A 25,990-nucleotide genomic window follows, 5' to 3' on the forward strand; every position below is an offset into this window, starting at 1 on the left:
AGAACAAGACGATGAAGCGCACGATCCTCCTGCTCGCCGTCGCGCTGTTCGGTGCGACGCCCGCCGTGCCGGTCGCGGCCCGCCAGCCTGCGAGCGCGGACTATTCGGTCGGTCCGCAATATGACACGACCCATGTCTATGTGCCGGTCGCCGACTTCGACCGGTTCATCCAGAGCTTCGTCGCCACCTTTGGCGGCAAGCCCAATCCGGGCGGCATTTTCCAAGTGACGCCGACCCCCAGCCGGACGCGGTCGCAAGTCGTCATCACGCCGGTCGGCAGCGTCTCGGTCTTCGGCTTCGTGACGCCGATCCCCTATCCCTTCGGCGATGAGCGCGTCGGCTATCTCGTCAAGGACATGGACGGTGCCGTCGCCGCCGCGCGCGCCGCCGGTGCGGTCCGGGTGGTCGACACCTTCCCCGACCCGATCGGCCGCGACACGCTGGTCCAATGGCCGGGCGGCAGCGTGATGCAACTCTACTGGCACACCAAGACGCCCGATTACCCCGCGCCCGCCAGCGTGCCGGAGAGCCGCGTCTACCTGACCGCCGACACGGCGGATGCCTATGTCCGCAGCTGGACCCGCTTCGCCCACGCCAGCATCCTGTCCGACGATCGCGCGGCCCCCGGCGAGGAGATCGGCCAGCCGGGCAAGCCCTATCGCCGCATCCGGCTGACATCCGGTTATGGCCGAACCACGCTGCTGGTCACCGATGGCGCGCTGACCTGGCCTTACGGGCGCGAGCTGACCGGCTATGAGGTTGCGGACTTCGACGCCACGCTGGCCCGCGCGGTGGCCGCCGATGTGAAGGTCATCGTCCCGCCCTATACCGTCGGCGATCGCCGCGCCGCCATGCTCCAATTCCCCGGCGGCTATATCGCCGAGGTGCATGCGGGCAGCGGGAAGTGACGCCCGGCCGCCCCTCCGGCGAACCGCGCTTCGTCGACGCCGTCCTCGAATGGCGTCCGACCTGGTTCCTCGCGCGGCTGCTGCTGGTCGGCGCCTATCTGCTGGGCGGTGTGGTGAAGGCGAGCGACTGGCCCGCAGCGGTGGCCGAACAGGCCCATTTCGGGATGAACCCGCCGCAGCTTTGGGCCGCGCTCACGATCGCCGTCGAGATCGTCGGACCGCTGCTGATCCTGTCGGGCCGCCTGATCTGGCTCGGCGCGGGTATGCTTGGCGTGTTCACATTGCTCGCCGCCTTCACCGCCAACGCCTTCTGGACCATGCCTGCCGGGCAGGACCGCTTCATGGCCACCAACGCCTTTTTCGAGCATCTCGGCCTGATCGGCGGCTTCGTCCTGGCGGCGCTGGTCGCCGAGCGCGAACGGCGTCGTGCGTAGCGTAGCGCTCCCGGCTTCGGCGCTGGCGATGGGCCTTGCGGTACCCGTCGCCGCGCAGACGCTGGAGGCATGGCAGCCCCCGACCCTGACCACGACCCGCTATGACGAGGACTGGTCGCATCTCGCCGATCCCGCCGACCGCACCGGTCGCTGGACCGAGACGTTCAAATACATCCCGCTTGCCGAGGATGCCTATGCGACGACCGGCGTCGAACTGCGCGTCCGCAACGAAAGCTATCGTGACAATCTCTGGGGTGGCGCCGCCGCTCCGAATGACGGCTATCAATGGGTGCGGCTCGTCCCCCATGCCGATCTGCACATGGGTCGCGTGCGCGCCTTCGTCCAGCCGATCGCCGCCTATGCCATCGGCGTCGCGCCACAGGCCGGGCCGATCGACCAGACGCGGGTCGATCTGCTCCAGGGCTTTGCGGACGTGCGTCTCGGCGACGCCATGACCGGCGATCGCGAAGGATATGGCATGACGCTTCGCGCCGGGCGCCAGATGATCGCGCTCGGCACCGAACGGCTGGTCGGCACGCGATACGGGCCCAACGTGCCGCTGGCGTTCGACGGTTTCCGCGCGCTCGCCTCGCTGGGCAGCGCGACGGTCAGCCTGATCGCGGTCCAGCCCTTGCAGCCGGGCATGGGGACGTTCGACGACCGACGCTCGCGCACCAGGTCACTTTGGGGGGCCTATGCGTCCCGCGGCGGGATCGACCTCTATTATCTCGGCTATCGCAACCGCGCGGCGCGGTTCGGCGGGACGGAGGGGCGCGAGTTGCGCCACAGCCTCGGCGCGCGCTTGTCCGGCAAGCGGGACGGCTGGCACTGGAATGCCGAGGGCGTGTACCAGTTCGGGCGCTTCGCCGACCGACCGATCTCCGCCTGGACCGTCGCGGTCGAGGGCGGGCACCGGTTCGATCAGCTACGATGGATGCCCGACGCGACCCTGCGCATGAATATCGCCAGCGGGGATCGCAATCCCGACGACCGGCATCTGGGCACGTTCAACGCACTGTTCCCCAAGGGCAAATATTTCGGCGAATTGTCGCCGGTCGGCCCCTACAACATCATCTCGGTGAACCCGCGGGTCACCGCGTCGTTCGGCGGCAACGTCTCGGGCAGCGTCGCGACGATGGCCTATTGGCGCTTCGCCAAGGCCGATGGCCTTTACGACATCCCCGGCAACCTCATCCGCCCCGCAGGATCGGCGACCGCCCGCTTCATCGGTACGGAGGCGGAAGCGGCGATCGACTGGCAGGCGACGCCGGAACTCAACCTGTCCGGGTCGCTGTCGGCCTTCGCGCCCGGCGATTTCATCCAACAGACCGGCCCGGCGCGCACGATCGTGATGCTGGGGCTGGAGGCGAATTTCCGATTTTGAGGAGACTATCATGGCACCAGCCGCCGCGCCCGCGACCTCCCCCTCCCCGTTCCCCAAATTGCTGCTGCTCCTGTCGGCGACGACCGGGCTGGTCGACGCCGCGAGCGTGCTGGGCTTGGGCAAGGTGTTCACCGCCAACATGACAGGGAATATCGTGTTCCTGGGCTTCGCTGCGGCGGGCACGCCCGGCTTTCACTGGCTGGTCTATGTCGCGGCGATCCTCACCTTCATGCTCGGCGCGCTCCTCGCGGGCCGGATGGCGCGCCGCCAGGTCGGAAAGCCGCTCGGCGGCTGGCTGATCCGGTCGGCGCTGATCGAAGCGGGGCTGCTCTGGGCGGCGGCGCTGATCGCGGTCGGGTTCGACATCTCCGCGCCCGATCGCCTCCGCGTCTTTGCGATCATCGCGCTGACCGCAATCGCGATGGGCTATCGCAACGCCACCATCCGCCAGCTCAAGGTGCCCGACCTGACGACCACCGTGCTGACCCTGACGATGACCGGCATCGCGGCGGACTCGGCGGCGGCCGGCGGCACCAACCCGAACTGGTCCCGGCGCCTCGGCGCGGTCTTCGCGATCTTCCTCGGGGCGTTGCTCGGAGCAGTCCTGATGCGGAGCTTCGGGCTGGCGGCCCCGCTCGCGCTGGCCGGTGCGACCATATTCGGCGGCACGCTGGCCTGCACACGCCACCCGTCCGCGCGCCAGCCCGCCGGGGGCTGATCCACCCTTTCGTGTGGGCCAGGACACACCCGATCGGGGGAAGCCCCGATCCCCTGCCCAGGCTAGTTTCGGGGTGCGGGACGGGAGAAATATCATGCCGATGCTGACCCTTGGGGATGGAACCCGGCTCTATTACAAGGACTGGGGCACGGGCGATCCGGTGGTCTTCGCCCATGGCTGGCCGTTGAACGCGGACATGTGGGAAAACCAGATGATGTTCCTCGCCTCGCACGGGTATCGCGTGGTCGCGCACGACCGTCGCGGTTTCGGCCGTTCGGATCAGCCCTGGGACGGTTACGATCACGACAGCTTCGCCGACGATCTGGCCGAACTGCTCGATCACCTCGATCTGCGCCGTGTCACGCTGGTCGGCTATGCCATGGGCGGGGGCGAGGTCACCCGCTATGTCGGGCGGCACGGATCGGCCCGCGTGGCGCGCGTCGTCCTGATCGGCGCGACCACCCCCAAGCTGGGCCAGAGCGAGGATTATCCGTGCGGCGTGCCACAGATCGTCTTCGACAATGTCCGCAGCGGATTGCTGGAGGACCGCGCCGAGTTCCTTCGCGGCTTCGCCCGCCTGTTCTTCGCGACGAACGATCCGAACAGCGAGGTTTCGGAGGGCAGGCTCGCCCATGTCCACCATATGGCCTTGCAGGGATCGCTCAAGGCCGCGCACGATGCGGTGACGGCGTGCGCCACGACCGACTATCGCGACGACATCGCGGGCTTCGACGTGCCGGTGCTGGTCATCCACGGCGAACAGGACGCCTTCGTTCCCTTCGACGCCACCGCACGCCAGGCTGCCGAGCTGTTCCCGAATGCGACCCTCAAGGTCTATGAGGGTGCTCCCCATGGCGTGCTCTTCACGCACAAGGACCGGCTCAACCAGGACCTTTTGCAGTTCATCGCCGACTGAGGGGCCCATGCCGCCGCGCCTTCCCCTGACGGCATCGAGCCGCATGGTCGACGCCATGGGCCTCGCGCTCGGGCGGCTCGATGCCACCACCGCCGAACCGCTCGTCACCGCGCTGGCGGAGCGGGGCCTGACCACGGCCAAGCGGCATGATCTGTTGCGGCGGCTGTTCGGGGAAACCCGTCTGGTGGCGGTGAATTGCCGCGCGGGAACGATGCTCGGCATCGCGGAGAGCGACCTGCCGGTTCCGGTCGCCACCGTCTGGCCCTTCGCCGAGGCGGATCATCTGGTCCAGGCCATCGCGGCGTCGGCCGAGCCGCAAGCCTGTTTCCGGGCACGGCTTGCTCTCAAGGCCCCCGGCGCGACCCTGCATGTCCGCTTCAGCAGCTGGCATGAGGAGGACGCCCCGCCGGGCGCGCTGACCTTCGGCCTGGTGGATGTGAGCGATCAGGTGCTGGCGGAGAAGGATGCGGTCCATCTGCGCGCCCGGATGGCCCATGCCGACCGGCTGTCGACGCTGGGCATCATGTCGGCGACGATCGCGCATGAGGTGCGGCAACCGCTGAGCGCGATGATGACATCGGCACAGGCGGCACTGCGATGGCTGCGACAGCCCCAGGTCGATCTCCGCCAGGTCGAGGACTGTCTCGACACGATCGTACTCGGCGCGGGCAAGGCGGAGGAGACGGTCGCCCGGCTTCGCGCGATGGCAGCCAACAAGCGCGAGGAACGCGCGCGATGTGCGGTGCGGCCCCTGATCGAGGAGACGGTCGACTTCCTGCAACAGGAATTCGCCAGCCGCCAGGCGACACTGTCGCTCGACCTGCCCGTCGACCTGGGTTCCGTATGGGCGGACGGCGTTCAGTTGCGACAGGTGCTGATCAACCTGATGATGAACGCCGCACAGGCCATGGCGGAGGCCCGCTGCTGGAGCCGCGCGCTCAAGGTCCGGGGTCGGCGGGACGGCGGCATGATCGTCGTCGAGGTCGAAGACAGCGGACCGGGCATCTCCGCATCCGATCGGGAGCGTCTGTTCGAGGGCTTTCATTCGACCAGGGCGACCGGTCTCGGCCTGGGCCTGCGCATCTCGCGCCAGATCGTGGAGGATCATGGCGGCACGCTGGAGCATGTCTCGAAGGCGAGCGCGGGGTCGATATTCCGCTTCGCGCTGCCGCAGGTCGAATGACACGCCTTCGCATCGAAACGGGGGCCGATCAGCCTTCCAGGATACGGGCGATCCGTCGATCCGGGACGAACCACAGGGCGACCACCCCGACATACAGGGCGATCGCCACCCATCGGCTGACATAGGCGAGCGGCACGGCCGCGGCATAGACCGCGATGCTCCCCCAGCCCTTCCCGTCGCGCCGGATCGCACGGGCGACCGCCGATCCCGGTCCGTTGCAGGCGATGATCGCCCGTTCGGTCAGCTGATACCCGACCGAGGACATGCCGAGCACGATTCCATAGGCCGCCGTGGCCCCCGCCGCGAAGCCGCTGTCGTCGAGCCAGCGTATCACGAACGGCACGAGGCTGAGCCAGAACAGCAGGAACAGATTGGCCCACAGCACCTGTCCGTCGATACGGTCGGTCGCGTGCAGCATGTGATGATGGTTGTTCCAGTAGAGACCGACATTGATGAAGCTGAGGACATAGGCGAGCAGAAGGGGCGCGATGCCCTCCAGGTCGCGGAGATCGCCGCCTGTCGGCACCTTCAGTTCCAGGACCATGATGGTGATGATGATCGCGACGACGCCGTCGGTGAACGCCTCCAGCCGCGTCGGCCTCATCCCGCCCCGCCGGTCAGACATCGCCCCTACCCACCGGATCGCCATCGCCATGGCCGAGTTCGACCATATGCCGGATCAGCCAGGACGCGGCGGGTCCGGGCGGGGTGTCGCGGCGCCAGATGCCGCAGAAGCGGTACATGCCGCCGGGATCGTCCGGCATCGCCAGCCGCTTCAGCGTGCCCGCGACCAGATCGGGGGCGATCAACGGCAGCGGCATGTTGCCCCAGCCGATACCCTCGCGGAGCAGTTGATGCTTGGCGCCCAGGTCCGCCAGCCGCCATGTGCGCGGCGACAGCACGGCGAAATCGCGCCCTTCGGTCAAGGGCGACCGGTCGGTCAGGACCAGCTGGACATGCTCGCGCCCGGCCCCCGGCGGGATGCGGTCATATCGCGCAAGTGGATGGTCGGGCGCCGCGACGGGCACCATCTCGACACTTCCCGCCGCCAGGGATTCCAGTCCGTCGAACCCGCTGGCGAGCGGACCGGACAGGCCGACCACCGCCCTTCCCTCCAGCACCAGCGCCGCGACCGCCCCCAGTGCCTCGACATGCAGCCGCAACGTCACCGTGGGGAAGCGGGCGGCGAAGGCGCGGAGCACCTCGCCCAGCCGTCGCGCGGGCAGCATGACGTCCACCGCCAGATTCACCTCGGCTTCGAGCCCGTCGAGCAGCCCCTTCACCTTGGCCTTCAGCCCGTCGATCCCACCCGCGACCATGCGCGCCTCGGCCAGGACGGCCTGGCCCGCCTCGGTCAGCCGGGGCTTCCGCGTGCCCTCGCGATCGAACAGCGTGACGCCGAGTTGCGCCTCCAAATTGGTGATGCCGTAGCTGATGACCGACACCGCGCGGTTCAGCTTGCGGCCCGCCGCCGCGAAGCTGCCGGTGTCCACCACCGTCAGGAAGATGCGGAGCTGGTCGAATGTCGGGGTGCCCGGTTCGCTCATTTCAATTTCCTCGAAAAGAGCGAGCGAATTTATCCGGCTGATCGGGACGATCCTGCCCGCCTACATCCTCGTCATCGGCCGACGATCCAGCGCACGGCCCCGGAGAAACGCCATGATCGAACTTCGCCCCTTCAGCAGCCTCGGCGGTGCCAACCACGGCTGGCTCGACGCCAAGCATCATTTCTCGTTCGCCAACTATTATGATCCCGCCCGCACGAGCTGGGGCAATCTGCGCGTGTGGAACGACGACACCATCGCGCCGCAGTCCGGCTTTCCGCCCCACCCGCACCGCGACATGGAAATCATCACCTATGTCCGCGAGGGGGCGATCACCCATCAGGACAATCTGGGCAATTCGGGCCGCACGGAAGCGGGCGACGTCCAGGTGATGAGCGCGGGCACCGGCATCGCCCATGCCGAGTATAACAAGGAAGACGTCACGACGAAGATCTTCCAGATCTGGATCCAGCCCACCCGCACCGGCGAAAAGCCGAGCTGGGGCGCCCGTCCCTTCCCCAAGGGCGAACGCGCCGGACAGTTCGTCATCCTCGCCTCGGGCTTCGACGACGACACGGACGCGCTGCCGATCCGCACCGATGCGCGGGTGGTCGGCGCCACGCTGAAGGCCGGGGAAACCGTCGAATATCCGATCGGCAAGGATCGTCGCGCCTATCTCGTCCCCGCGACCGGCGCGGTCGAGATCGACGGCATCGCCGTCAACGCACGCGACGGCGCCGCCATCAAGGATCAGGATGTGATCCGCGTGACGGCGATCGAGGACAGCGAAGTCGTCATGGTCGACGCCGCCTGATCCGCAACCGGGTCGAAAGGCAGAGAGGGGAGGTCGGGCATCGCCGCCCGGCCTCCCCTTGCCATGGAATGCGAGGGCGTCGGGCGGCCCGGCGGCGGACAAGGTCACGCCGGGATGAGGCCGGTCATCATATAGGTCGTTCCCGCGCGACCCTCCGAATAGCCGCCCCGCGCCTTGAGCCGCCGGGCCATCAGTTCGAGCAGACGATCCCCCAGCCCGTCGGATCGCGCATCCGCTGGCCTGCCATGGCCATGGTCGCGGACGAGGAGCGAGAAGATGCGCTCCGGCCCCGTGGTCACGATCACCTCGATCCCGCCGGGCTGGTCGGGATGGTAGGCGTGCTTGCAGGCATTGATGACCAATTCGGTCACGACGACGCCGATGATCGCCGCGAAGCTGGCGGGCACGACCGCGGGCTCGACCTCCAGGTCGATGCGGCGATGGCGGGCGTCCGCCGAGAAGCTGCGCCGCAGGCCCTCCACCAGATCGACGAGGTAGCCGGCAATGTCGACCCGATCGCGTTCCTGCGAAAGATAGAGTTGGCGATGGACACCGGCGATCGCCGCGACCCGCTGCACCGAGCGGTCCAACGCATCCCGGGCGATCGGGTCCGCCAGTTCGCGGACCTGCGAGGACAACATCGCCGAAACCAGTTGCAGGCTGTTCGCGATCCGATGATTGGCCTCCTGCGCGCCGCCCGCGTCGAGCGCCCCGAAAGGAATGACGGCACCGGTCCGCTGACCCGCATCCTGGCTGCAAGAACTGAATGGCATCGCGCGCTCCTTCCGATGGCCTCTTTTCGGCGCTTTGACGGCACCGCGAAACCATACGGAGGTTTGGGCTCGACCATTGGCTGGCCCTGTATCGCGGATCGAGACTGGGGGGAGCCTTTTCCCATGGCCTTCGACTTCGCTCAGCCTGAACGGGGCGGGGAATCAGGCCGGTATTCCAACCTCCGTTCAGCCTGAGCGAAGTCGAAGGCCACGCTGAACCCTCTCCACACACTCTCCCCTCCCGCAAGCGCGAGGGGCCGGGGGAGGGCAAGGGATCTCACCGGGACCAGCACTCGCGGCCCTTGCCCCTCACCACCCCTACCGGGAGAGGGGCTTGAACATCCTCACGGATAACTCACCGTCTTCGGCACCTCCGGTATCTCGATCCGCTCCAGGTCATCGCCCGGCACGGTCGGAAATTCCCGCGCCTTCCACGCCCGCTTTGCCTCCTCGATCCGGTCACGGCGGGAGGAGACGAAATTCCACCAGACATGGCGGGGCGTGGTGAAGGCATCGCCGCCGCACAGCATCACCCGCCCGCCGCCTTCCGACCGCAGCGTCGCCGCGATCCCGGGCTTCAGGATGTAGAGCCGCTGCGGCTCCAGCGTCATGCCCTCCAGGCTCGCCTCGCCCAGCGCGCAATAGACCGCGCGCTCCTCCGCGCTCGCATCGATCGGTATACTCCCGCCCGGCTCCAGCGCGATGTCGGCATAGATGGTGCCCGCATAGGTCGTGGTCGGCGCGCGCTCGCCCCACAACTCGCCCATGATGATCCGTGCGGTCGCGCCCTGCCCCTCGATCTTGGGCAGTGCACTGGCGGGGACATGCTCGAACGCCGGGTCCATTTCCTCCTGCGCTTCCGGAAGCGCCAGCCAGGTCTGGATGCCCGACAGCATCGGCCCCTGCGGCCGGGCCTCGCTCGGCGAGCGTTCGGAATGGACGATGCCGTGGCCCGCCGTCATCAGGTTCACCGCACCCGGCTCGATCACCAGATCGCTGCCCAGCGAATCGCGGTGGCCGATCGCACCGTCGAACAGATAGGTGACGGTCGCCAGGTTGATATGCGGATGCGGGCGCACATCGATGCCGGAGCCGGGCAGCAGTTGCGCCGGGCCCATCTGGTCGAAGAACAGGAAGGGGCCGACCATCGTCCGCTCCTTGTTGGGGAGCGTGCGGTGCACCTTGAACCCGCCCAGATCATGCGTCGAGGGTTGCAGGGTGCGCAGCAGGAAATCGTCAAACATATCTTTGCTCCGTAGGGGTCGGCTCCGTCGCGTCGAGCAAGTCGATCAGGTCGGTCGGGAAATAGGGTTCGGCGTGCGCCGCCAGTTCCGCGCGGGAGAACCAGCGCCAGCTCTGCATGACCCGCTGTTCGAGCGCGGTGTGGCCCGCGCCCGTCACCTCATGCGCATCGATGTCGACGCGGAAGTAGCGCTCGTCCGCCTCGACCTCGACACCCTCGATGGTGCGGAACTCGACCTGACGCCTTGCGACCTGCGGCCCGCAATCGCGGTCCAGCCCGGTTTCCTCCAGCAATTCGCGACGGGCGGCGTCCTCGTAAGTCTCGCCGGGATCGACCGCGCCGCCGGGCGTGCACCAAAAGGGCGGGCGATCATCGGGGGTGAAACGGAACATCAGCGTCCGTCCGACCGCATCGACCAGCAGGATGCGCGCGGCGGGACGGGGCTGGCGAATCATGCGGCATCAAGCTCCGGGTAATGGCGGAAAATTCCATCCTCATTGAACGCCTGTCGGCGGTCTCTGTCCAGATAGGTGGCGATAGCGGGCAGCGTCTTCACCCGGTCGTGAAGCGCGATCAGCGCGGGATAATCCCCCTCGACCGCCGCCATCCGCTTCGGGAACATGTAGCGCAAACCCCCGATCAACTGGAACAGCGAGGTGTCGACCGGCGACCAGCGGCCGCCCGCCATCCCGTCCCGGTCGTCTAGCGAACGCTCGAAATAGCCGAGGAATTTGGGGATACGGTCCCTGCGGAACTGTTGGGCGGCGCGGGCGGCCTCGGGCTTCTGCTCATGATAATAGGTGCCGGTCGCGACCGGGTGATGCACGTTGTGCACCTCCGCCACCATGTCGCTGATCGTCAGTTGCAGTTGGTGGAGCCAGACGCGGTCGGCCTGCGGCGCGAGATCATGCCGCTCGGTCAGCCAGTGGAGGATGTTGGCGACCTGGGCGATCGCCTGTCCCTCAACCCGCAGATAGGGCGGCGCGAAGGGCGGGCGCTCGCCCCGCTCCATATCGGCGAGCAGCGCCTCGGCCCCCTCTTCCGGACCACGGTCGCGGTAGGGAAGTCCCGCGGCCTCCAGCGCCAGCCGGACGAACTCGCCGCGTCCCGGCAGGCCGGGCCAGTACCACAGGTCATAGGACATTCGCTTATTCTCCGGGTGCCTTTGCGCTGATCGCCAGCGCATGGATACGCTCGGACAACAGATCGGCGAGCGCGCGGTTCACCAGACGCTGGCGGGCGACGCGCGACTGGCCGGCGAAAAGCGGCGATTCGACGATGACGCGGAAATGGCTCTCGCCCGTGCCGTCATCGCCCAGATGGCCGCGATGCATCGCGCTTTCGTTGATGACGTCGAGCAAAGTGGGCGACAGCGCCGCCGTCAGGCGGGCGGTGATCTGATCGGCGACGGGTGCGGTGGTGATATCGGTCATGGCCCCTATATAGACGGTTTTTCGGGACAAGCGGACAAAGTGACTCGTCGGTCGAGCAGCGATACCCCCAAGGACAAACCGGGCGCGCGTTTCCATGGCCGCGTCGAGAATACGGGCCGCGCCTGCGATCACGCCGGTTGCGAACAGGCGGGCGAGTTCCGCGCGCCCCCGCCCGAGGGCACACGCAGCGGCGACGGGCCGGGCCGGTTTCGTTGGTTCTGCCTGGAGCATGTCCGCGCCTTCAACAGCCGCTACAATTTCTTCGACGGGATGAGCGCGGACGAGATTCACCGCGCCCAACGCCCCTATTCGGGTTGGGAGCGCGAGACGCGCGCCTTTGCGCAAGGCGGCACCGATCCGGGGCCGCGCTGGGCCGATTTCTCCGATCCGCTCGACGCCATCGCCGCCCGCTATCGCCGCGAGGCCGCGCCGGAACGGTCGGACGGCAAGCCGCTATCGGGGCAGGATCGCGAAAGCCTGAAGGTGCTGGGACTGGAGGCGGACGCAGACCGGGGCGCGCTCCGGCGGCGGTACAGCGAATTGGTCCGGCGCTATCACCCCGACCGGAATGGCGGCGACCGGAGCCAGGAGGCGCGGCTGCAAAAGGTCATCGCCGCCTACCAACAACTCCGCCAGGCCCCCGCCTTCGCCTGATCGATCCTCCCCGGCACGGGGAGGATTAACTCTCGCAGCCCAAACCGCGCCCACGCAATCGCCCGCGCCGTGCTTCTTGACGATCCTTGCCATTGAGTCGGGAGCCGCCATTGCCCTAAGGCGTTGAGCGACGAGACGAGGGCCTGATGACCAACATCCCGAATACGCTTCCCGACAGCCGCGACACGACGATTCTCGATGCGCCCGACAAGATGGTGTCGGTGCGCGACCTGTTCGGCATCGATACCGATATGGAGGTGCCCGCCTTCTCCGAAGCGGACGAGCGCGTCCCCGATCTCGATCCCGCCTATGTGTTCGATCCCGACACGACGCTGGCGATCCTGGCGGGCTTTGCACACAACCGCCGCGTGATGGTGCAGGGCTATCACGGCACCGGCAAGTCGAGCCATATCGAACAGGTGGCCGCGCGCCTCAACTGGCCGTGCATCCGCATCAACCTGGACGCGCATATCAGCCGGATCGACCTGATCGGCCGCGACGCCATCGTCCTGAAGGACGGCCAGCAGGTGACCGAGTTCCGCGAGGGCCTGCTCCCATGGGCGCTCCAGACGCCGACCGCGCTCGTCTTCGACGAATATGACGCGGGCCGCCCGGACGTGATGTTCGTGATCCAGCGCGTGCTGGAAACGGAGGGCAAGCTGACCCTGCTCGACCAGAATCGCGTCATCCGCCCGAACAAGTGGTTCCGCCTGTTCGCCACCGCCAACACGGTGGGCCTGGGCGACACGAGCGGCCTGTATCACGGCACGCAGCAGATCAACCAGGGCCAGATGGACCGCTGGAACATCGTGGTCACGCTCAACTATCTGCCCGCCGCGACCGAGGCGCAGATCGTGCTCGCCAAGTCGGGCGAATATGACAAGCCCGACGGCAAGCAACTGGTCGAGAACATGGTCCGCGTCGCCGACATGACCCGCAAGGGCTTCATCAACGGCGACATCTCGACCGTGATGAGCCCGCGCACCGTCATCACCTGGGCGCAGAACACGCTGATCTTCGGCGATCCGGGCTTTGCCTTCCGCCTGTCCTTCCTCAACAAGTGCGACGAGAACGAACGCGCGCTGGTGGCGGAATATTATCAGCGCGTCTTCGGCAAGGACCTGCCCGAAAGCGTCGTCGGCCGCGCCTGATCCCGATGGCTAACGACACCCCCCTCGACCGGTTCAAGGCGGTTCTCGGCGGCACCGCGCGCACGATCGCGCAGGAGCCGGAGGTGGAGCTGGCCTTCACCGCCGATGCGCCGACCTCTTCGGGCAAGCATATCCGCGTGCCCATGCCCGGCCGCGCGCTGCCCGCCGATCAGGTGGCGGAGGCGCGCGGCTTTGCCGACGCCTTCGCGCTCCGGCTGAAGCTGCACGATACCGCCCTCCATGCCAGGGCCGCGCCGGTCGAGGCGGTGGCGCGCGCTGTCTATGACGCGGTCGAGACGGCGCGGGTCGAGGCGCTGGGCGCGCGCGGCTATGCGGGGATCGGGAATAACCTCGCCCATGCGCTCGACGTCAGGTTGCGCTCCGATCCGTTGACGCGGGCGCGCAACCGGGACGAGGTGCCGTTGTCGACCGCGCTCGGCCTGCTGCTGCGCGAGCGGATGACGGGCCGCCCCTCCCCTGCTGAGACGGCCCCCGCACTGGCTTTGGTCCGCGACTGGCTGGAGGGCGCGACCGATCTCGACGCGCTGGCGGGGGCGATGGACGACCAGAAGGCGTTCCAGACGCTCGCCGCGCGGATGCTCGCCGACCTCGAACTCGCCGAGCCGCCCGCCGAACCCGAAGAGGCGGATGAAGGCGGCGACGATCAGGAGGGCGAAGAACAGCAGAACGAGGACGAGAGCGACGAGGATAATGACGAACAGGGCCAGGGCGAAGGCGAGGTAGAGGCGCGCGCCGAGAAGCGCGATTCCGACAGCGAGGACGGCGAATCGCAGGACCAGAGCCAGGAGTCCTTCGACGATCTCGACGGCGACCCCGGTGACGAGGGCGACGAAGGCAGCCAGCCGACCCGCCCCAACCGCCCGTTGAACGATCCGTCGGCGCAGTTCGACTATAAGCCCTGGACCACCCAGTTCGACGAGGTGATCGCGGCGGGCGAACTGTGCGACGCGGACGAACTGGCGCGGCTTCGCGGCTATCTCGACCAGCAATTGGCGCATCTGCAATCGGCGGTGTCGAAACTCGCCAACCGGCTGCAACGGCGGTTGATGGCGCAGCAGTCGCGGTCCTGGGACTTCGATCAGGAAGAGGGCATCCTAGACGCGGCGCGGCTGGCGCGCGTGGTGGTCAATCCCGGCCTGTCGCTGTCCTACAAGATCGAGCGGGATACCGATTTCCGCGATACCGTCGTGACGCTGCTGATCGACAATTCGGGGTCGATGCGCGGGCGGCCGATCGGCATCGCCGCCATCTCCGCCGACATCCTCGCGCGCACGCTGGAGCGGTGCGGGGTGAAGACCGAGATCCTCGGCTTCACCACCCGCGCGTGGAAGGGCGGACAAGCTCGCGAAACCTGGCTCGCCGCCGGGCGGCCGCCGCATCCGGGGCGGCTGAACGACATTCGCCACATCGTCTACAAACAGGCCGACGAGCCGTGGCGGCGCGCGCGCAACAATTTGGGCCTGATGATGCGCGAGGGGCTGCTCAAGGAGAATATCGACGGCGAGGCGCTGCTCTGGGCGCATGGCCGCCTGGTCGCGCGGCCCGAGGAGCGGCGCATCCTGATGGTCATCTCCGACGGCGCGCCGGTGGACGACTCCACCCTGTCGGTCAATTCGGGCAGCTATCTGGAGCGGCATCTGCGCCAGGTGATCGGCTGGATCGAAACCAAGAGCCCGGTCGAACTGGTCGCCATCGGCATCGGCCATGACGTGACCCGTTACTATGCGCGCGCGGTGACGATCATGGACGCCGAGCAACTGGGCGGCACGATCATCGAGCAACTGGCCAGTCTGTTCGACACCGAATGAGCCGGATCGCGGCCCCGGCGCAGGGCTTTGTCGGGCCGGTGAAGCGGTCGATCACCATCGCCGGGCACCAGACCTCGATCAGTCTGGAACCGGTGTTCTGGACCGCGCTGGAAGAGGCGGCGGTGGCGCACGGCCTGCCGCTATCGGCGCTGGTGGCGGAAATCGATGCGTTGCGGATCACGGCGGACGACCCGCCCAATCTGGCGAGCGCGATACGGTCGTGGCTGTTCCTGCGGCGGTGATATCGCGCGCGGGGGACGCAGGGCGTGGGCTTCGACTTCGCTCAGCCTGAACGGAGCGGGGATGCAGGCGAGACGGGAATCCACCACGTTTCGCGCATACGACGCCGTCGTGGAGTTCCCGCTGCCCTGAACATCGGAGCCAATACCCCCTCCGTTCAGCCTGAGCGAAGTCGAAGGCCAAGGGAATCGCTATGCCCTGCGCAACTCAGCTGGCGGCGCGGACAGGACGCGGGCTCCGATCCCGCTCAAGCTGTACGGAGGCGTGGGCTGGAGTCCGATTGACGCCACCCCTCCGCTCCGGCAGGGCGCGCCGTCTGTTTCGGGGTTTTATGTGGCCGGAATCACCTTTCCTTTTGGCGGAATGCGTGTCCATCGCTGGCTGGGGCTGGCGATCGGGCTGGTCGCCTTGGCCGTCGCGCTGTCGGGGGCGATTTTGGTCTGGGCCCCCGTGCTCGATCGGATCGCCGCGCCCGCGCATTACCGGGTCAGCGGCGAGACGCGACTGGCCCCCAGGGCCTATGTCACGGCCGCGCGATCCGCGATGGCGCCGGGTCAGCGGATCGCCAGCCTGTCGCTGGAGTCGGGATCGACCCCCGTCCTCGTCCTGCTGAGCGACGCGCATGGGCAGGACCAGCGCCTGCTGTTCCTCGATCCCCCCACCGCGCGGGTGCTGGGCAAGGGGGCGCATGGCGGCGGGGCGAGCGGATGGCTGCGACGGCTGCACGACGGGCTGTTCCTGGGCGACGCGGGGCGAGCCATCGTCGGGGTGGCGGGCGTCATGCTGGTGCTGCTCTGCCTGACCGGCCCCTGGGTGCGGCCTCGCGACAGGGCCAGGCGCACCGCCCGAAAATCCGAATCCGGGGCGGCAAGATGGCATTGGCGCATCGGCCTGTGGTCGCTGCCGCTGGTGCTGGTGATGATTCTGACCGGCACCGCGCTCGCCTTTCCCGGACTGTTGGCGACGCTGACCGGCGAGGGGGTGGCATGGCGATCGGATCACGTCGCGCCGCCGGTAGAGCGCACGACCCTGTCGGTCGAGCGCGTCGTCGCCAGCGCGCGGCATGAGGCGTGGGGACGGCTGGTCTCGCTCGACTGGCCGACCCAGCGCTCCGCCGACTGGACGGTGCGCTTTGAAGGGCCCCATGTCATCAAGGTCGCGGACGACAGCGCCACGGCGGTCGCCGCGCCCGAGCGTGCCGCACCCGCCAGCCTGTCCTGGGTGCGGCGGCTTCACACGGCACGCGACATGCCGTGGTTCTGGCGAGCCATCGCCTCGATCGCCGGGCTGGCGGCGGCGATGCTGGCGATGACGGGACTGATCGGCTGGGCGACGCGGTGCCGGACCGCCCCCCGCCGTCAGATCCGCTCGACGCGCAGCAGATCGGTGGCGTCGAGGCCCAAAAGTTCGATGTGATCGCGGATGCGCGGCCATTGCACCGTCAGGAAACTCTGCCGCTCGGCGGCGCGCAGGCGATCGGCGGCGCCCGGCATCACGAACATGCCGACCCCGCGCCGCACCTCGACATAGCCGTCGTCCTGAAAGCTCTGATAGGCCTTGGCGACCGTCAGGGGATTGGCCCCCTGCTCCGCCGCCAGCGCACGCACCGAGGGAAGCTGGTCCCCCGTCCGATAGGTGCCATTCAGGATACCCGCCGCGATCGTCCCGCGCAGACGGATATAAACCGGGCTGTCGTCACCGCTAAGAGCTGTCATGCCGAGTTAATACAGCGGCTTGGACGCGATGTCGAGGGCGGACTGCGATAACGTTTGCAGTCTCGTCGCGCTCAAGCCTCGCGCGATCCGTTCCAGATCGATACGATCCGCGCCATATCGGGGCGCGGCCGTTCCTCCAGGGCGCGGCCGGGCGTGCCGAGGAAGACGAAGCCGACGATCCGCTCCGGCGCGGCCCCGAACGCATCGCGCACCGCATCCGAAAAGGCGGGCCAGCCGGTCAGCCAGCCCCCGGCATAGCCCATGGCATGGGCGGCATGGAGCAGGTTCATGCACGCCGCGCCCGCCGACAATTCCTGTTCCCACAACGGAATATGGCTGTCGGTCTTCGGGCTGGACAGGACGACGACAAGGCCGGGGGCCTGATGCGCGAATTGTTCCAGCGCGGCGATCTCCGTACCGCTCGCCTGTGGCCGTTCGGCGCGATAGGCGGCGGTGATGACCTCCGCCAGTCGGGCCCGCGCCTCGGTCCGCACGATCACGAAACGCCATGGGGCCAGCTTGCCATGGTCGGGGGTGCGCGCCGCGATCGCCAGCATCTCGGCCAGTTGCGCGTCGTCGGGGCCGGGTGCGACCAGATCGCGCGGCTTGCCCGATCGGCGGGTGGCGAGCAGGGATAGCGGGGTCGAGCGGTCGTTGAAGGTCGTGGGTGTCATGCGATCGATCCTTACGTCGTCGCGCATGATATTTACAGTCGCGGCTTTGGCGTTAGGTTACCGACCATGACGCCCCCTCCGTGCCGCCCGGCGCGCGACGGGGCGGTCCCGATGGAGTAAACGCCGGCATGGCGACTGCGTATGAGGCCGCCGCGCGCGGCAAGACGGTTTTGGGCCATCCCCGAGGCCTGTTCCTGTTGTTCTTCACCGAGATGTGGGAGCGTTTTTCCTTCTACGGAATGCGCGCCATCCTGGTCTTCTACCTGACCAAGCATTTCCTGTTCACCGACGAACCGGCCTTCGGCGTCTATGCCGCCTATATGTCGCTGGTCTATTTCACCCCGGTGATCGGCGGCTATCTGGCCGACCGCTATCTGGGGGCCAGACGCGCGGTGCTGGCGGGCGGGGTGTTCATCGCCTTCGGCCATCTGCTGATCGCCGCGATGGAAGGGCCGCAAGGTTCGCAGGGCGTCTATCTGGAAGGATTCTATCTGGCGCTGGCGGCGATCGTCATCGGCACCGGCTTTCTGAAGGCCAATATCTCGGTGCTGGTGGGACAGCTTTACGCGCGCGACGACATGCGCCGCGATCCCGCCTTTTCGATCTTCTATATGGGCATCAACGGCGGCGGCGCGCTGGGGCCGATCGTGTGCGGCGTGCTGGGCGAGACGGTGGGCTGGGCCTATGGCTTCGGCGCGGCGGGCATCGGCATGTTGCTGGGGCTGATCGCCTTTATCGGCCTCAAGCGTGAACTGCACGGCGCGGGGGAGGCCCCCTCGCTCCCTATGCTGCGCGCGCCGGTGGTGGCCGGTCTGTCGCGCGAGTGGCTGATCTATCTGGGGGCGATCGTCGCGACGCTGGTGACGTGGCAGTTGATCCGGCATCAGGATGCGGTCGGCATGCTGCTGATCGTGTTCAGCATCGGCACCATCGGCTTCATCCTGTGGCGCGCCGTGTTCACCCTGCCCCGCGTCGACCGCGACCGCATATTGGCCGCGCTGTTCCTGATCGCGCTGTGCCCGCTCTTCTGGGCCCTGTTCGAGCAGGCGGGTTCTTCGCTCAACGTCTATACCGACCGCTCGGTGGATCGCAGCCTGCTCGGCTGGACGATCCCGGCCTCGGCCTTCCAGTCGGTCAATTCGATCTTCATCATCCTGCTCGCCCCGGTCTTCGCCGCGATCTGGACGATCCTCGCCAAGCGCGGGCTGGAGCCGAGCGCGCCGTTCAAGTTCGGCATCGGGCTGGTCAGCGTGGGTGCGGGCTTCCTGGTGCTGGTCGCGGGTGCGGCGGCCTATGCGGGTGCGCCGACGCCGGTGATCTTCGTCATCCTCGTCTATCTGATCCACACCATGGCGGAGCTGTGCTTCTCCCCGGTCGGGCTGTCGGCGATGACGCGGCTGTCGCTGCCCAGCATGACGGGCCTGATGATGGGAACGTGGTTCCTCGCGACGGCGGCGGGCAATTTCATCGCCGGGCTGATCGCGCAGGCCACGGGTGGCGAAGGCGCGGGGCCGGACAAGGTGCTCGACGTCTATACGCGAATCGGCTGGTTCTCGATCGGGATCGGCGTCGTCGTGCTGGTGGTGTCACCCTTCGTCGCGAAGCTGATGCATCTCGACCTGCTCAAGGCCGAGGGTGCGCTGGCGGGGGACAAGGAACTTGCCGAACCGGCGGCGGCGGGGATCGATACCCGGCTGGAGCAGAAGCCGCTTTGATTCGGAAGGGGCGGTCGGGACATGCCGCCGACCGCTCCCCTTCCCGACCTCCGTTCAGGCTGAGCGAAGTCGAAGCCCACGCCCCGAACTAACCATGAGCGGGATCCCTTGCACTTCGACTTCGCTCAGTGCGAACGGACGGTAGGATTTGGGACATGCGGCTCACAGCCGCGTCGTCGCCATCGCGCGTTCACCATGGCGCGGGCCCGCCATACCGCCACGCGGGGAGGCTTCGTCCAGCTTCGCCAGATCCTCCGCCGAAAGGGCGACCTCCGTCGCCTTCATCGAATGCTCCAGCGTCGCGCGCCCCATCGCGCCGACCGTATCCTCGATGGGGACGTTGGGATCGACCCGGTGCTGGTAAAACAGGTCGATCGTCTCGACCCCCAGCCGCTTGAGCCAGCCCTCGCAGGCGCGCTGGATGGTGGCGATGCTCTCCGCCTCGTCCGCCCGCCCGTACATTTCACGACATGTCCTCGTCCGTCCCATGGCTCAAGCGGGAAACGGTCGCGGTGGCGGCAAGGTCCATGCTGACATTGCCGAGGGTACGGAAGATGTCGGGAATCGTCTCCACCGCGATCAACAGCCCCAGCGGCGCGGCGGGCACGCCCAGCGCGACGCAGACCGGCGCGATCGAGGCGAAGAAGGTGATCTGTGCTGGCAGGCTGGCCGAGCCCAGCGAGCACAGGATCGCCACCACCACGGCCGCCACGACCGAGGCCATGCCAGGCACGATCCCGAACCAGTCGGCGATATAGAGCGACACCGCGACGTTCATCGCGGGCTGGGTCGCGCGGAACATCGCCACCGCCATGGGCAGGACCAGTCCGGCGGTGGCGGGGGCGATCCGCAGCGTTTCGGCCCCCTGGATCATCGCGGGCAGGCTGGCGAGCGAGCTTTGGGTGGAGATGGCGACCGCCTGCGCCGGAGCCAGCGCACGGGCGAAGCGCCCCACCGGCACCCGCGCCACCAGCACCGCGACGCCATAGGCCATCAGGATGACGATCACCCCGACACTGGCGATGATCGTGATGTAATGCGCCAGTGCGCGGAACGCCCCGCCCCCGGCCGTCGCCCCCACGACAAAGGCCAGCGCGAAGACGCCCAGCGGCGCCAGCCACAACACCCAGCCGATCAGCACCAGCATCGCATCGCGGATCGCGGTGAAGACCCGCAGCAGCGTCTCGCGCCCCTCCCCCTCGATCCGGGTGATGGCGAAGGCGAAGGCCAGCGTGAACAGGATCAGCGACAGCAGCGCGTTGTTGGTGGCGGCGGCGAAGATGTTGGTCGGCACGATCGCGGTCACGAACTCGGCCATGGGCGGCGGCGGGGCGACCGGCTCGGCATGGCCCAGCGCCGCCTTCAACGCCTCCGCCGCGCTGCGCGGAATGGGCAGCAGGCGCAACAGCACCGGCGTGACCAGTGCCGCCATCGTGCCGGTCAGCGCGACCAGCCCCAGAAAGGTGGCGATCGCCCGCGCCGCGATCCGCCCGGCCTGCGCCGCCTGCGCCGTCGCGGTAACCCCGGTGATCAGCAGCGTGACGACCAGCGGGATCACCGTCATCTGCAACCCGTTGAGCCACAGCGTCCCCAACGGGCGCGCGACCGCCACCCCGCTATCCGCCGCCATGGGCGACCACGCCCCCATCCCCACGCCGGTCAGCAAACCGGCGGCGAGGCACAACAGGATCAAGGTGGCACGCGACATGAGGCCGTTGGTTTCCTTATGTTTTTGGGGTTCTTTTGAGCTTTTGCCAAGGTCGCGCTAAACGGGTCGCGACCTCAACATGTTTCCTCTTAATCCGGCAGGGATCTGGCCGCATGGCAAGAAAATATTTCGGCACCGATGGCATTCGCGGTGCGACCAACGGCGCGGTGATGACGGCCGAGATGGCGATGAAGGTCGGCATGGCGGCGGGCGCCTATTTCCAGCGCGGCGAGCATCGCCACCGGGTGGTGATCGGCAAGGATACGCGGCTGTCGGGCTATATGCTCGAATCGGCGCTGGTCGCCGGGTTCACCAGCGTGGGCATGGACGTGGTGCTGCTGGGGCCGCTCCCCACCCCCGCCGTCGCGATGCTGACCCATTCGATGCGCGCCGATATGGGCGTGATGATCTCGGCCAGCCATAATCCCTTTGCCGACAACGGCATCAAGCTGTTCGGTCCCGACGGCTACAAGCTGTCGGACGAGGCGGAGGAAGCGATCGAGACGCTGATCGAACAGGACGTGCCGCTGGTCGCCTCGGGCAGGATCGGTCGCGCGCGGCGGGTCGATGACGCGGCGGGCCGCTATATCCACTTCGCCAAGTCGACCTTCCCCCAGTCGCTGCGCCTCGATGGCCTGCGCGTCGTGATCGATTGCGCGAACGGCGCGGCGTACAAGGTCGCCCCCGCCGCCCTGTGGGAATTGGGCGCGGACGTGGTGGCGATCGGCGTGACCCCCAACGGCACCAACATCAATGACGGCGTCGGCTCCACCGCGCCGCAGACGCTGGCCGAGACGGTGGTGGCGAGCGGCGCGGACATCGGCATCGCGCTGGACGGCGATGCCGACCGGCTGATCGTCGTCGACGAAACCGGCACCGTGGTCGATGGCGACCAGTTGATGGCGACCATCGCGACCAGCTATGCCCGCGAGGGACGGCTGGCGGGCGGCGGGCTGGTCGCCACCGTCATGTCGAATCTGGGGCTGGAGCGGCATCTGGGGGCGCAGGGGCTGGGCCTTGTCCGCACCAAGGTCGGCGACCGCCATGTGCTGGAGGCGATGCGCGCACGCGGTTACAATGTCGGCGGCGAGCAGTCGGGACACATCATCCTGTCCGACTATGCGACGACGGGCGACGGGCTGGTCGCCGCGCTCCAGGTGCTGGCCGAGATCAAGCGCGCGGGCGCACCCGCCAGCGAGGTGCTGCACCGCTTCGACCCGCTGCCCCAGTTGCTGAAGAATGTCCGCTTCGCGGGCGGCAAGCCGCTGGAGCATGAAAAGGTGCAGGCCGTCATCGCCGCCGCCGAGGCCGAACTGGCCGGGACCGGCCGTCTGGTCATCCGCCCCTCGGGAACCGAGCCCGTCATCCGCGTGATGGCCGAGGGCGAGGACAAGCGCCAGGTCGAAGCCCTTGTGGACCGAATCTGCGACGTGGTGCGCGAGGTGGCCGCCTGATGCTGGAGATGCGACCGGATTGCGAGCGCTGCGGCGCGGACCTGCCCCCGAGCCAGGGCGGTGCGTTCATCTGCTCGCTGGAAACCACCTTCTGCGCGGAATGCGCCGACGAACTGGACGAGACCTGCCCTGATTGCGGTGGCGAGCTGCTCGACCGGCCGACCCGGATGGGCCGTGTGCTGAAGGCCAACCCCGCCTCCACCCAGGGCCGTTTTCGCGGCTGATCTCGACCCCGCGCGCCCGCCGCTCTATGCGGGGCCATCACTTTGAAGGAGTTTCCATGCCCCAGCTCGTCCTGATCCGCCACGGCCAGTCCGCCTGGAATCTGGAGAACCGCTTCACCGGTTGGTGGGATGTCGACGTGACCGCGCAAGGCGCCGCCGAAGCCCGCGCGGCGGGCGCGATGATGGCCGAGAAGGGCCTCGACTTCGACCTGACCTTCACCAGCCTTCAGACCCGCGCGATCAAGACGCTGAACCTGGCGCTGGAGACGATGGGCCGGTTATGGCTGCCGACCGAGAAGCATTGGCGGCTGAACGAGCGCCATTATGGCGGGCTGACCGGCCTGGACAAGGCCGAGACGGCGGCCAAGCATGGCGACGAGCAGGTCAAGATCTGGCGCCGCAGCTTCGACGTGCCCCCGCCCCCGGCGGAAGCGGGCGGCGAATATGACCTGTCGAGCGACCGTCGCTATGCGGGCATTCCGGTGCCCGCCACCGAAAGCCTGAAGGACACGATCGAGCGAGTCCTGCCCTATTGGGAGGAGCGCATCGCGCCTGCCCTGCGCGACGGCAACCGCGTGCTGATCTCCGCGCACGGCAACTCGCTGCGCGCGCTGGTCAAGCATCTGTCGAACATCCCGGACGACGAGATCACGGGTCTCGAAATCCCGACCGGCCAGCCGATCGTCTATGAACTGGCCGACGACCTGACCCCGACCGACCGCTACTATTTGTCCGAACGCTAAGCGATCGGGAGACAGGGGCTCCCGCCCTTTGCGCCTTGTCTCTTCGCGTCATCGCGGCTTCGCGTGAAATCAAAATTGGTTCACGCGAAGCCGCGAAGTCACGAAGATTTGGTTCGCGCAGAGGCGCGGAGGGCACAGAGATGGCAGGTTCCGCCGCAACGCCGTCTCTTTTCAACAAAGCGACCTCGTCTTCCGGTCGAAACAAGGTTGCCAGCGCGGCAAATCCAGAGCCTCTGCGTCCTCCGCGCCTCTGCGCGAACCAAAATCCGCTAAGTTATGCCCGAACGTATACGGAAGGTTGCCCCCCTCGCCCCGCCCCGCTAGTCAGCCCGCTTCCCCACGGCACCGGGGCCGAAGGGGGCAAGGCGGAACTGCGGATATGATGTCGGTCGGGATCATCATGGGGTCCACTTCGGACTGGGAAACCATGCGGCACGCCGCCGAGATGCTGGACGCGCTGGGCGTCGAACATGAGACCCGCGTCGTCTCTGCGCACCGCACGCCGCAGCGCCTGTACGATTACGCCACCACCGCCGCCGATCGCGGGATCAAGGTCATCATCGCGGGCGCAGGGGGCGCGGCGCATCTGCCGGGCATGGCCGCATCGATGACCCACCTGCCCGTGCTGGGCGTGCCGGTCGAATCCAAGGCGCTGAAGGGCATGGATAGCCTGCTCTCCATCGTCCAGATGCCCGGCGGCATCCCCGTCGGCACGCTCGCCATCGGCAAGGCCGGGGCGATCAATGCCGGGCTGCTCGCCGCGTCGATCCTGTCGCTGTCCGACGACGCCCTGGCCGAGCGGCTCAAGGCCTGGCGTCAGCGCCAGACCGACAGCGTCGCCAACGATCCGCAGGACTGAGTGTGATGCTGAAGCCGGGTTCGACGATCGGGATATTGGGCGGCGGCCAGTTGGGCCGGATGCTGGCGGTGGCTGCCGCGCAACTGGGCTATCGCACCCATGTGCTGGCCCCGGACGAGGAAAGCGTCGCCGCGCAGACCGCCTCTTCGCTGACCCGTGCCGATTATCACAACAAGGTCGTCCTGGCCGATTTCGTCGCCGCCTGCGACGTGGTGACCTACGAGTTCGAGAATGTCGACGTAACGCCCGTCGAATGGCTGGCCGAGCGGCTCCCGGTCCACCCCGCACCCGCCGCATTGCGCGTCGCGCAGGACCGGATCGCCGAAAAGAGCTTCGTCGAGAAGGTCGGCGGCCGTCCGGCTCCATGGGCGGAGGTCCATTGCGCCGCCGACCTGACCGCCGCGCTGGAACGGATCGGCTGCCCCGCCATCCTGAAGACCACCCGCTTCGGCTATGACGGCAAGGGGCAGGCGCTGATCCGCGACCTGTCCGAAGCCCCCGCCGCCTGGGAGGCGATCGGCGGTCCGGCGGTGCTGGAGGGGTTCATCCACTTCACCCACGAATTCTCGATCCTGGTCGCGCGCGGGATCGATGGCGCGACGGTCCGCTACGACCCGCCCCACAATGTCCACCGCGACGCGATCCTGCGCACCTCCACCCTGCCCGCCCCGCCCGAGATCGCCGCCCAGGCCGAGGAGGCGACCGCGCTCGCCATCCGCATCGCCGAGGAGCTGGGCTATGTCGGCGTCCTCGCCTGCGAGTTCTTCGCCACCGAGAACGGCCCCGTCTTCAACGAGATGGCCCCGCGCGTCCACAATTCCGGCCACTGGACGATCGAGGGCGCCGAAACCTCACAGTTCGAGAATCACATCCGTGCGATCTGCGGCCTTCCGCTGGGCGACACCGCGCTGACCGGTGCGCGGGTGCAGATGGAAAACCTGATCGGCGACGACATGTGGGAACCGGCGCTGACCGAAAAGGGCGCGCACCTGCATCTTTATGGCAAGGGCGAGTCGCGACCGGGGCGCAAGATGGGGCATATCACGCGGGTGGTGCGGTAAGGCTCCCGCCTATCGCCGGATGTCGAAGGTCACCGGCACCAAGACCTGCGGCTGGACGACCTGATCCCCCTTCATGACCGGGCGTATGCGGAATTGGGGATAGAGGCCGAGCGCCGCCGCCCCGAACCCGCGCCTCCTGGGTCTTTCGGCGGCGACCGAGCAGCTTTTGGGCCTGCCCGGCCTGGGGACGACGCAGAGCAGCACCGCCACGCCGCTGATACCGCCGCTTCGCGCCATCTTGGGAAACGCCGCGTCGATCAGGTCCTGTGGCGGCTTTTCGATCCATTCGGCCAGCGCGAAGCGCAAGCGCCCTTCCCCCGGTCCATCGCCGTCGCCACGTCCATTGCCGGTGCCCCGCCCCTCTCCACCGGTGCCATGGCCACTGGCGATGCCCGCGCCCCGTCCGTCGGACACCGCCGTCCCGACAAGCAGCGGCGGTTCGGCGCCGAGCCCCGCCGCCGGGGCGGGCAGATCGACCATATCGAAATGCGCGGGGGCGACCGCCGCCGGAGCGGCTTGCTGCGCGGCGGGGACAGGCGCGGGGCGAGGCGCTCCGCCCCCTGCCGTCGGACGCACCGCGAGGCTCTCGCGCTTCACGGGGGCGGGCGTAACT

General features: G+C 68.0%; 29 protein-coding genes and 1 pseudogene. 18 read left to right on the forward strand and 12 right to left on the reverse strand.

Annotated elements, in window-relative coordinates:
- The first annotated feature begins 11 nt into the window (after positions 1-11).
- The 6 genes from SM191_RS02135 (at position 12) to SM191_RS02160 (ending at position 5,543) form a co-directional block, all read left to right on the forward strand.
- The gene (locus SM191_RS02135) at positions 12-908 is read left to right on the forward strand and encodes a VOC family protein (RefSeq protein ID WP_341504765.1); all 897 of its coding nucleotides are present in this window, start codon (positions 12-14) and stop codon (positions 906-908) included.
- Positions 905-1,342, forward strand: coding sequence for a DoxX family protein (locus tag SM191_RS02140; protein WP_341504766.1), 438 nt, complete (start codon positions 905-907; stop codon positions 1,340-1,342). The genes SM191_RS02135 and SM191_RS02140 overlap by 4 nt, the downstream gene beginning before the upstream one ends.
- A gap of 28 nt (positions 1,343-1,370) precedes the next feature.
- Positions 1,371-2,726 carry an alginate export family protein gene (locus SM191_RS02145; protein ID WP_341504795.1) on the forward strand — a complete coding sequence of 452 codons (1,356 nt, stop codon included), beginning with the start codon at positions 1,371-1,373 and terminating at the stop codon, positions 2,724-2,726.
- Between the two features lie 10 nt (positions 2,727-2,736).
- On the forward strand, positions 2,737-3,444 hold the full coding sequence (locus tag SM191_RS02150) for a YoaK family protein (protein WP_341504767.1): 708 nt from the start codon (positions 2,737-2,739) through the stop codon (positions 3,442-3,444).
- Positions 3,445-3,538: 94 nt separating this feature from the next.
- Positions 3,539-4,360, forward strand: coding sequence for an alpha/beta fold hydrolase (locus tag SM191_RS02155; RefSeq protein WP_306997682.1), 822 nt, complete (start codon positions 3,539-3,541; stop codon positions 4,358-4,360).
- Positions 4,361-4,367: 7 nt separating this feature from the next.
- A complete protein-coding gene (locus tag SM191_RS02160) occupies positions 4,368-5,543 on the forward strand; it encodes a sensor histidine kinase (protein WP_341504768.1) in 1,176 nt (391 codons plus the stop codon).
- A gap of 28 nt (positions 5,544-5,571) precedes the next feature.
- Here SM191_RS02160 and SM191_RS02165 read toward each other — a convergent pair whose 3' ends face one another.
- Both SM191_RS02165 and SM191_RS02170 read right to left on the reverse strand, forming a co-directional pair.
- Positions 5,572-6,168 carry a TMEM175 family protein gene (locus SM191_RS02165; RefSeq protein WP_341504769.1) on the reverse strand — a complete coding sequence of 199 codons (597 nt, stop codon included), beginning with the start codon at positions 6,166-6,168 and terminating at the stop codon, positions 5,572-5,574.
- The gene (locus SM191_RS02170) at positions 6,161-7,090 is read right to left on the reverse strand and encodes a LysR family transcriptional regulator (protein WP_341504770.1); all 930 of its coding nucleotides are present in this window, start codon (positions 7,088-7,090) and stop codon (positions 6,161-6,163) included. Before SM191_RS02170 ends, SM191_RS02165 begins: the two co-directional genes overlap by 8 nt.
- A 112-nt stretch (positions 7,091-7,202) precedes the next feature.
- Between SM191_RS02170 and SM191_RS02175 the strand changes: the two genes are divergently transcribed.
- Entirely contained in the window at positions 7,203-7,901 is a 699-nt protein-coding gene (locus SM191_RS02175) for a pirin family protein (protein WP_306997676.1), read from the forward strand.
- A 104-nt stretch (positions 7,902-8,005) separates the two neighbouring features.
- On the opposite strand, the gene SM191_RS02180 is transcribed toward SM191_RS02175, so the two are convergent.
- The 5 genes from SM191_RS02180 to SM191_RS02200 form a co-directional block, all read right to left on the reverse strand.
- The gene (locus SM191_RS02180) at positions 8,006-8,674 is read right to left on the reverse strand and encodes a sensor histidine kinase (RefSeq protein WP_306997674.1); all 669 of its coding nucleotides are present in this window, start codon (positions 8,672-8,674) and stop codon (positions 8,006-8,008) included.
- 344 nt (positions 8,675-9,018) lie between these two features.
- The gene (locus SM191_RS02185) at positions 9,019-9,918 is read right to left on the reverse strand and encodes a pirin family protein (RefSeq protein ID WP_341504772.1); all 900 of its coding nucleotides are present in this window, start codon (positions 9,916-9,918) and stop codon (positions 9,019-9,021) included.
- The gene (locus SM191_RS02190; RefSeq protein ID WP_306997669.1) at positions 9,911-10,372 is read right to left on the reverse strand and encodes an NUDIX hydrolase; all 462 of its coding nucleotides are present in this window, start codon (positions 10,370-10,372) and stop codon (positions 9,911-9,913) included. Before SM191_RS02190 ends, SM191_RS02185 begins: the two co-directional genes overlap by 8 nt.
- A complete protein-coding gene (locus SM191_RS02195; protein ID WP_341504773.1) occupies positions 10,369-11,061 on the reverse strand; it encodes a glutathione S-transferase in 693 nt (230 codons plus the stop codon). The genes SM191_RS02190 and SM191_RS02195 overlap by 4 nt, the downstream gene beginning before the upstream one ends.
- Before the next feature lie 4 nt (positions 11,062-11,065).
- Positions 11,066-11,350 carry a BolA family protein gene (locus tag SM191_RS02200; RefSeq protein WP_341504774.1) on the reverse strand — a complete coding sequence of 95 codons (285 nt, stop codon included), beginning with the start codon at positions 11,348-11,350 and terminating at the stop codon, positions 11,066-11,068.
- A gap of 39 nt (positions 11,351-11,389) precedes the next feature.
- On the opposite strand from SM191_RS02200, the gene SM191_RS02205 reads away from it, so the two are divergent.
- From SM191_RS02205 to SM191_RS02225, 5 genes are all read left to right on the forward strand, one after another.
- Positions 11,390-12,004: a J domain-containing protein gene (locus tag SM191_RS02205; RefSeq protein ID WP_341504776.1), complete on the forward strand. Its 615-nt coding sequence runs from the start codon at positions 11,390-11,392 to the stop codon at positions 12,002-12,004.
- A gap of 146 nt (positions 12,005-12,150) precedes the next feature.
- Complete coding sequence (cobS, locus tag SM191_RS02210; protein WP_294269930.1) at positions 12,151-13,155, forward strand: cobaltochelatase subunit CobS; 1,005 nt, start codon at positions 12,151-12,153, stop codon at positions 13,153-13,155.
- A gap of 5 nt (positions 13,156-13,160) precedes the next feature.
- Positions 13,161-14,984: a cobaltochelatase subunit CobT gene (gene cobT / locus SM191_RS02215; protein ID WP_341504777.1), complete on the forward strand. Its 1,824-nt coding sequence runs from the start codon at positions 13,161-13,163 to the stop codon at positions 14,982-14,984.
- Positions 14,981-15,226 (forward strand): ribbon-helix-helix domain-containing protein, encoded by a 246-nt coding sequence (locus tag SM191_RS02220; protein ID WP_306997656.1) that lies wholly within the window; start codon positions 14,981-14,983, stop codon positions 15,224-15,226. Before cobT ends, SM191_RS02220 begins: the two co-directional genes overlap by 4 nt.
- 361 nt (positions 15,227-15,587) lie before the next feature.
- Positions 15,588-16,640: a PepSY-associated TM helix domain-containing protein gene (locus SM191_RS02225; RefSeq protein WP_341504778.1), complete on the forward strand. Its 1,053-nt coding sequence runs from the start codon at positions 15,588-15,590 to the stop codon at positions 16,638-16,640.
- Here SM191_RS02225 and SM191_RS02230 read toward each other — a convergent pair.
- Both SM191_RS02230 and SM191_RS02235 read right to left on the reverse strand, forming a co-directional pair.
- Positions 16,583-16,939, reverse strand: a complete 357-nt coding sequence (locus SM191_RS02230; RefSeq protein WP_341504779.1) for a GntR family transcriptional regulator — start codon at positions 16,937-16,939, stop codon at positions 16,583-16,585. The two genes, SM191_RS02225 and SM191_RS02230, sit on opposite strands and share 58 nt — an antisense overlap.
- 71 nt (positions 16,940-17,010) lie before the next feature.
- A complete protein-coding gene (locus SM191_RS02235; protein WP_341504780.1) occupies positions 17,011-17,613 on the reverse strand; it encodes a nitroreductase family protein in 603 nt (200 codons plus the stop codon).
- 128 nt (positions 17,614-17,741) lie between these two features.
- Between SM191_RS02235 and SM191_RS02240 the strand changes: the two genes are divergently transcribed.
- Positions 17,742-19,328, forward strand: coding sequence for a peptide MFS transporter (locus SM191_RS02240; protein WP_341504781.1), 1,587 nt, complete (start codon positions 17,742-17,744; stop codon positions 19,326-19,328).
- A gap of 279 nt (positions 19,329-19,607) precedes the next feature.
- Here the strand turns inward: SM191_RS02240 and SM191_RS19850 are convergent.
- Positions 19,608-19,751, reverse strand: a pseudogene (locus tag SM191_RS19850) (aldo/keto reductase); the annotation flags it as partial.
- Positions 19,752-19,791: 40 nt separating this feature from the next.
- Entirely contained in the window at positions 19,792-21,036 is a 1,245-nt protein-coding gene (locus SM191_RS02250; RefSeq protein WP_341504783.1) for a dicarboxylate/amino acid:cation symporter, read from the reverse strand.
- Between the two features lie 113 nt (positions 21,037-21,149).
- Here SM191_RS02250 and glmM point away from each other — a divergent pair, with 113 nt between their 5' ends.
- The 5 genes from glmM to SM191_RS02275 all read left to right on the forward strand — a co-directional run bounded on the left by glmM (position 21,150) and on the right by SM191_RS02275 (position 25,377).
- A complete protein-coding gene (glmM, locus tag SM191_RS02255; RefSeq protein WP_306997639.1) occupies positions 21,150-22,490 on the forward strand; it encodes a phosphoglucosamine mutase in 1,341 nt (446 codons plus the stop codon).
- Positions 22,490-22,714, forward strand: coding sequence for a DUF1272 domain-containing protein (locus tag SM191_RS02260; protein WP_306997637.1), 225 nt, complete (start codon positions 22,490-22,492; stop codon positions 22,712-22,714). Before glmM ends, SM191_RS02260 begins: the two co-directional genes overlap by 1 nt.
- A 56-nt stretch (positions 22,715-22,770) precedes the next feature.
- Positions 22,771-23,457 carry a 2,3-diphosphoglycerate-dependent phosphoglycerate mutase gene (gene gpmA, locus SM191_RS02265; RefSeq protein WP_306997635.1) on the forward strand — a complete coding sequence of 229 codons (687 nt, stop codon included), beginning with the start codon at positions 22,771-22,773 and terminating at the stop codon, positions 23,455-23,457.
- A 400-nt stretch (positions 23,458-23,857) separates the two neighbouring features.
- Positions 23,858-24,316: a 5-(carboxyamino)imidazole ribonucleotide mutase gene (gene purE, locus SM191_RS02270; RefSeq protein ID WP_341504785.1), complete on the forward strand. Its 459-nt coding sequence runs from the start codon at positions 23,858-23,860 to the stop codon at positions 24,314-24,316.
- A gap of 5 nt (positions 24,317-24,321) precedes the next feature.
- A complete protein-coding gene (locus SM191_RS02275) occupies positions 24,322-25,377 on the forward strand; it encodes a 5-(carboxyamino)imidazole ribonucleotide synthase (protein ID WP_341504786.1) in 1,056 nt (351 codons plus the stop codon).
- A gap of 9 nt (positions 25,378-25,386) precedes the next feature.
- On the opposite strand, the gene SM191_RS02280 is transcribed toward SM191_RS02275, so the two are convergent.
- The coding region (locus SM191_RS02280; RefSeq protein WP_341504787.1) for a TonB family protein at positions 25,387-25,990 on the reverse strand (604 nt) is incomplete at its 5' end.

It is taken from the genome of Sphingomonas sp. 2378, assembly GCF_038084995.1.
GTDB lineage: Bacteria > Pseudomonadota > Alphaproteobacteria > Sphingomonadales > Sphingomonadaceae > Sphingomonas.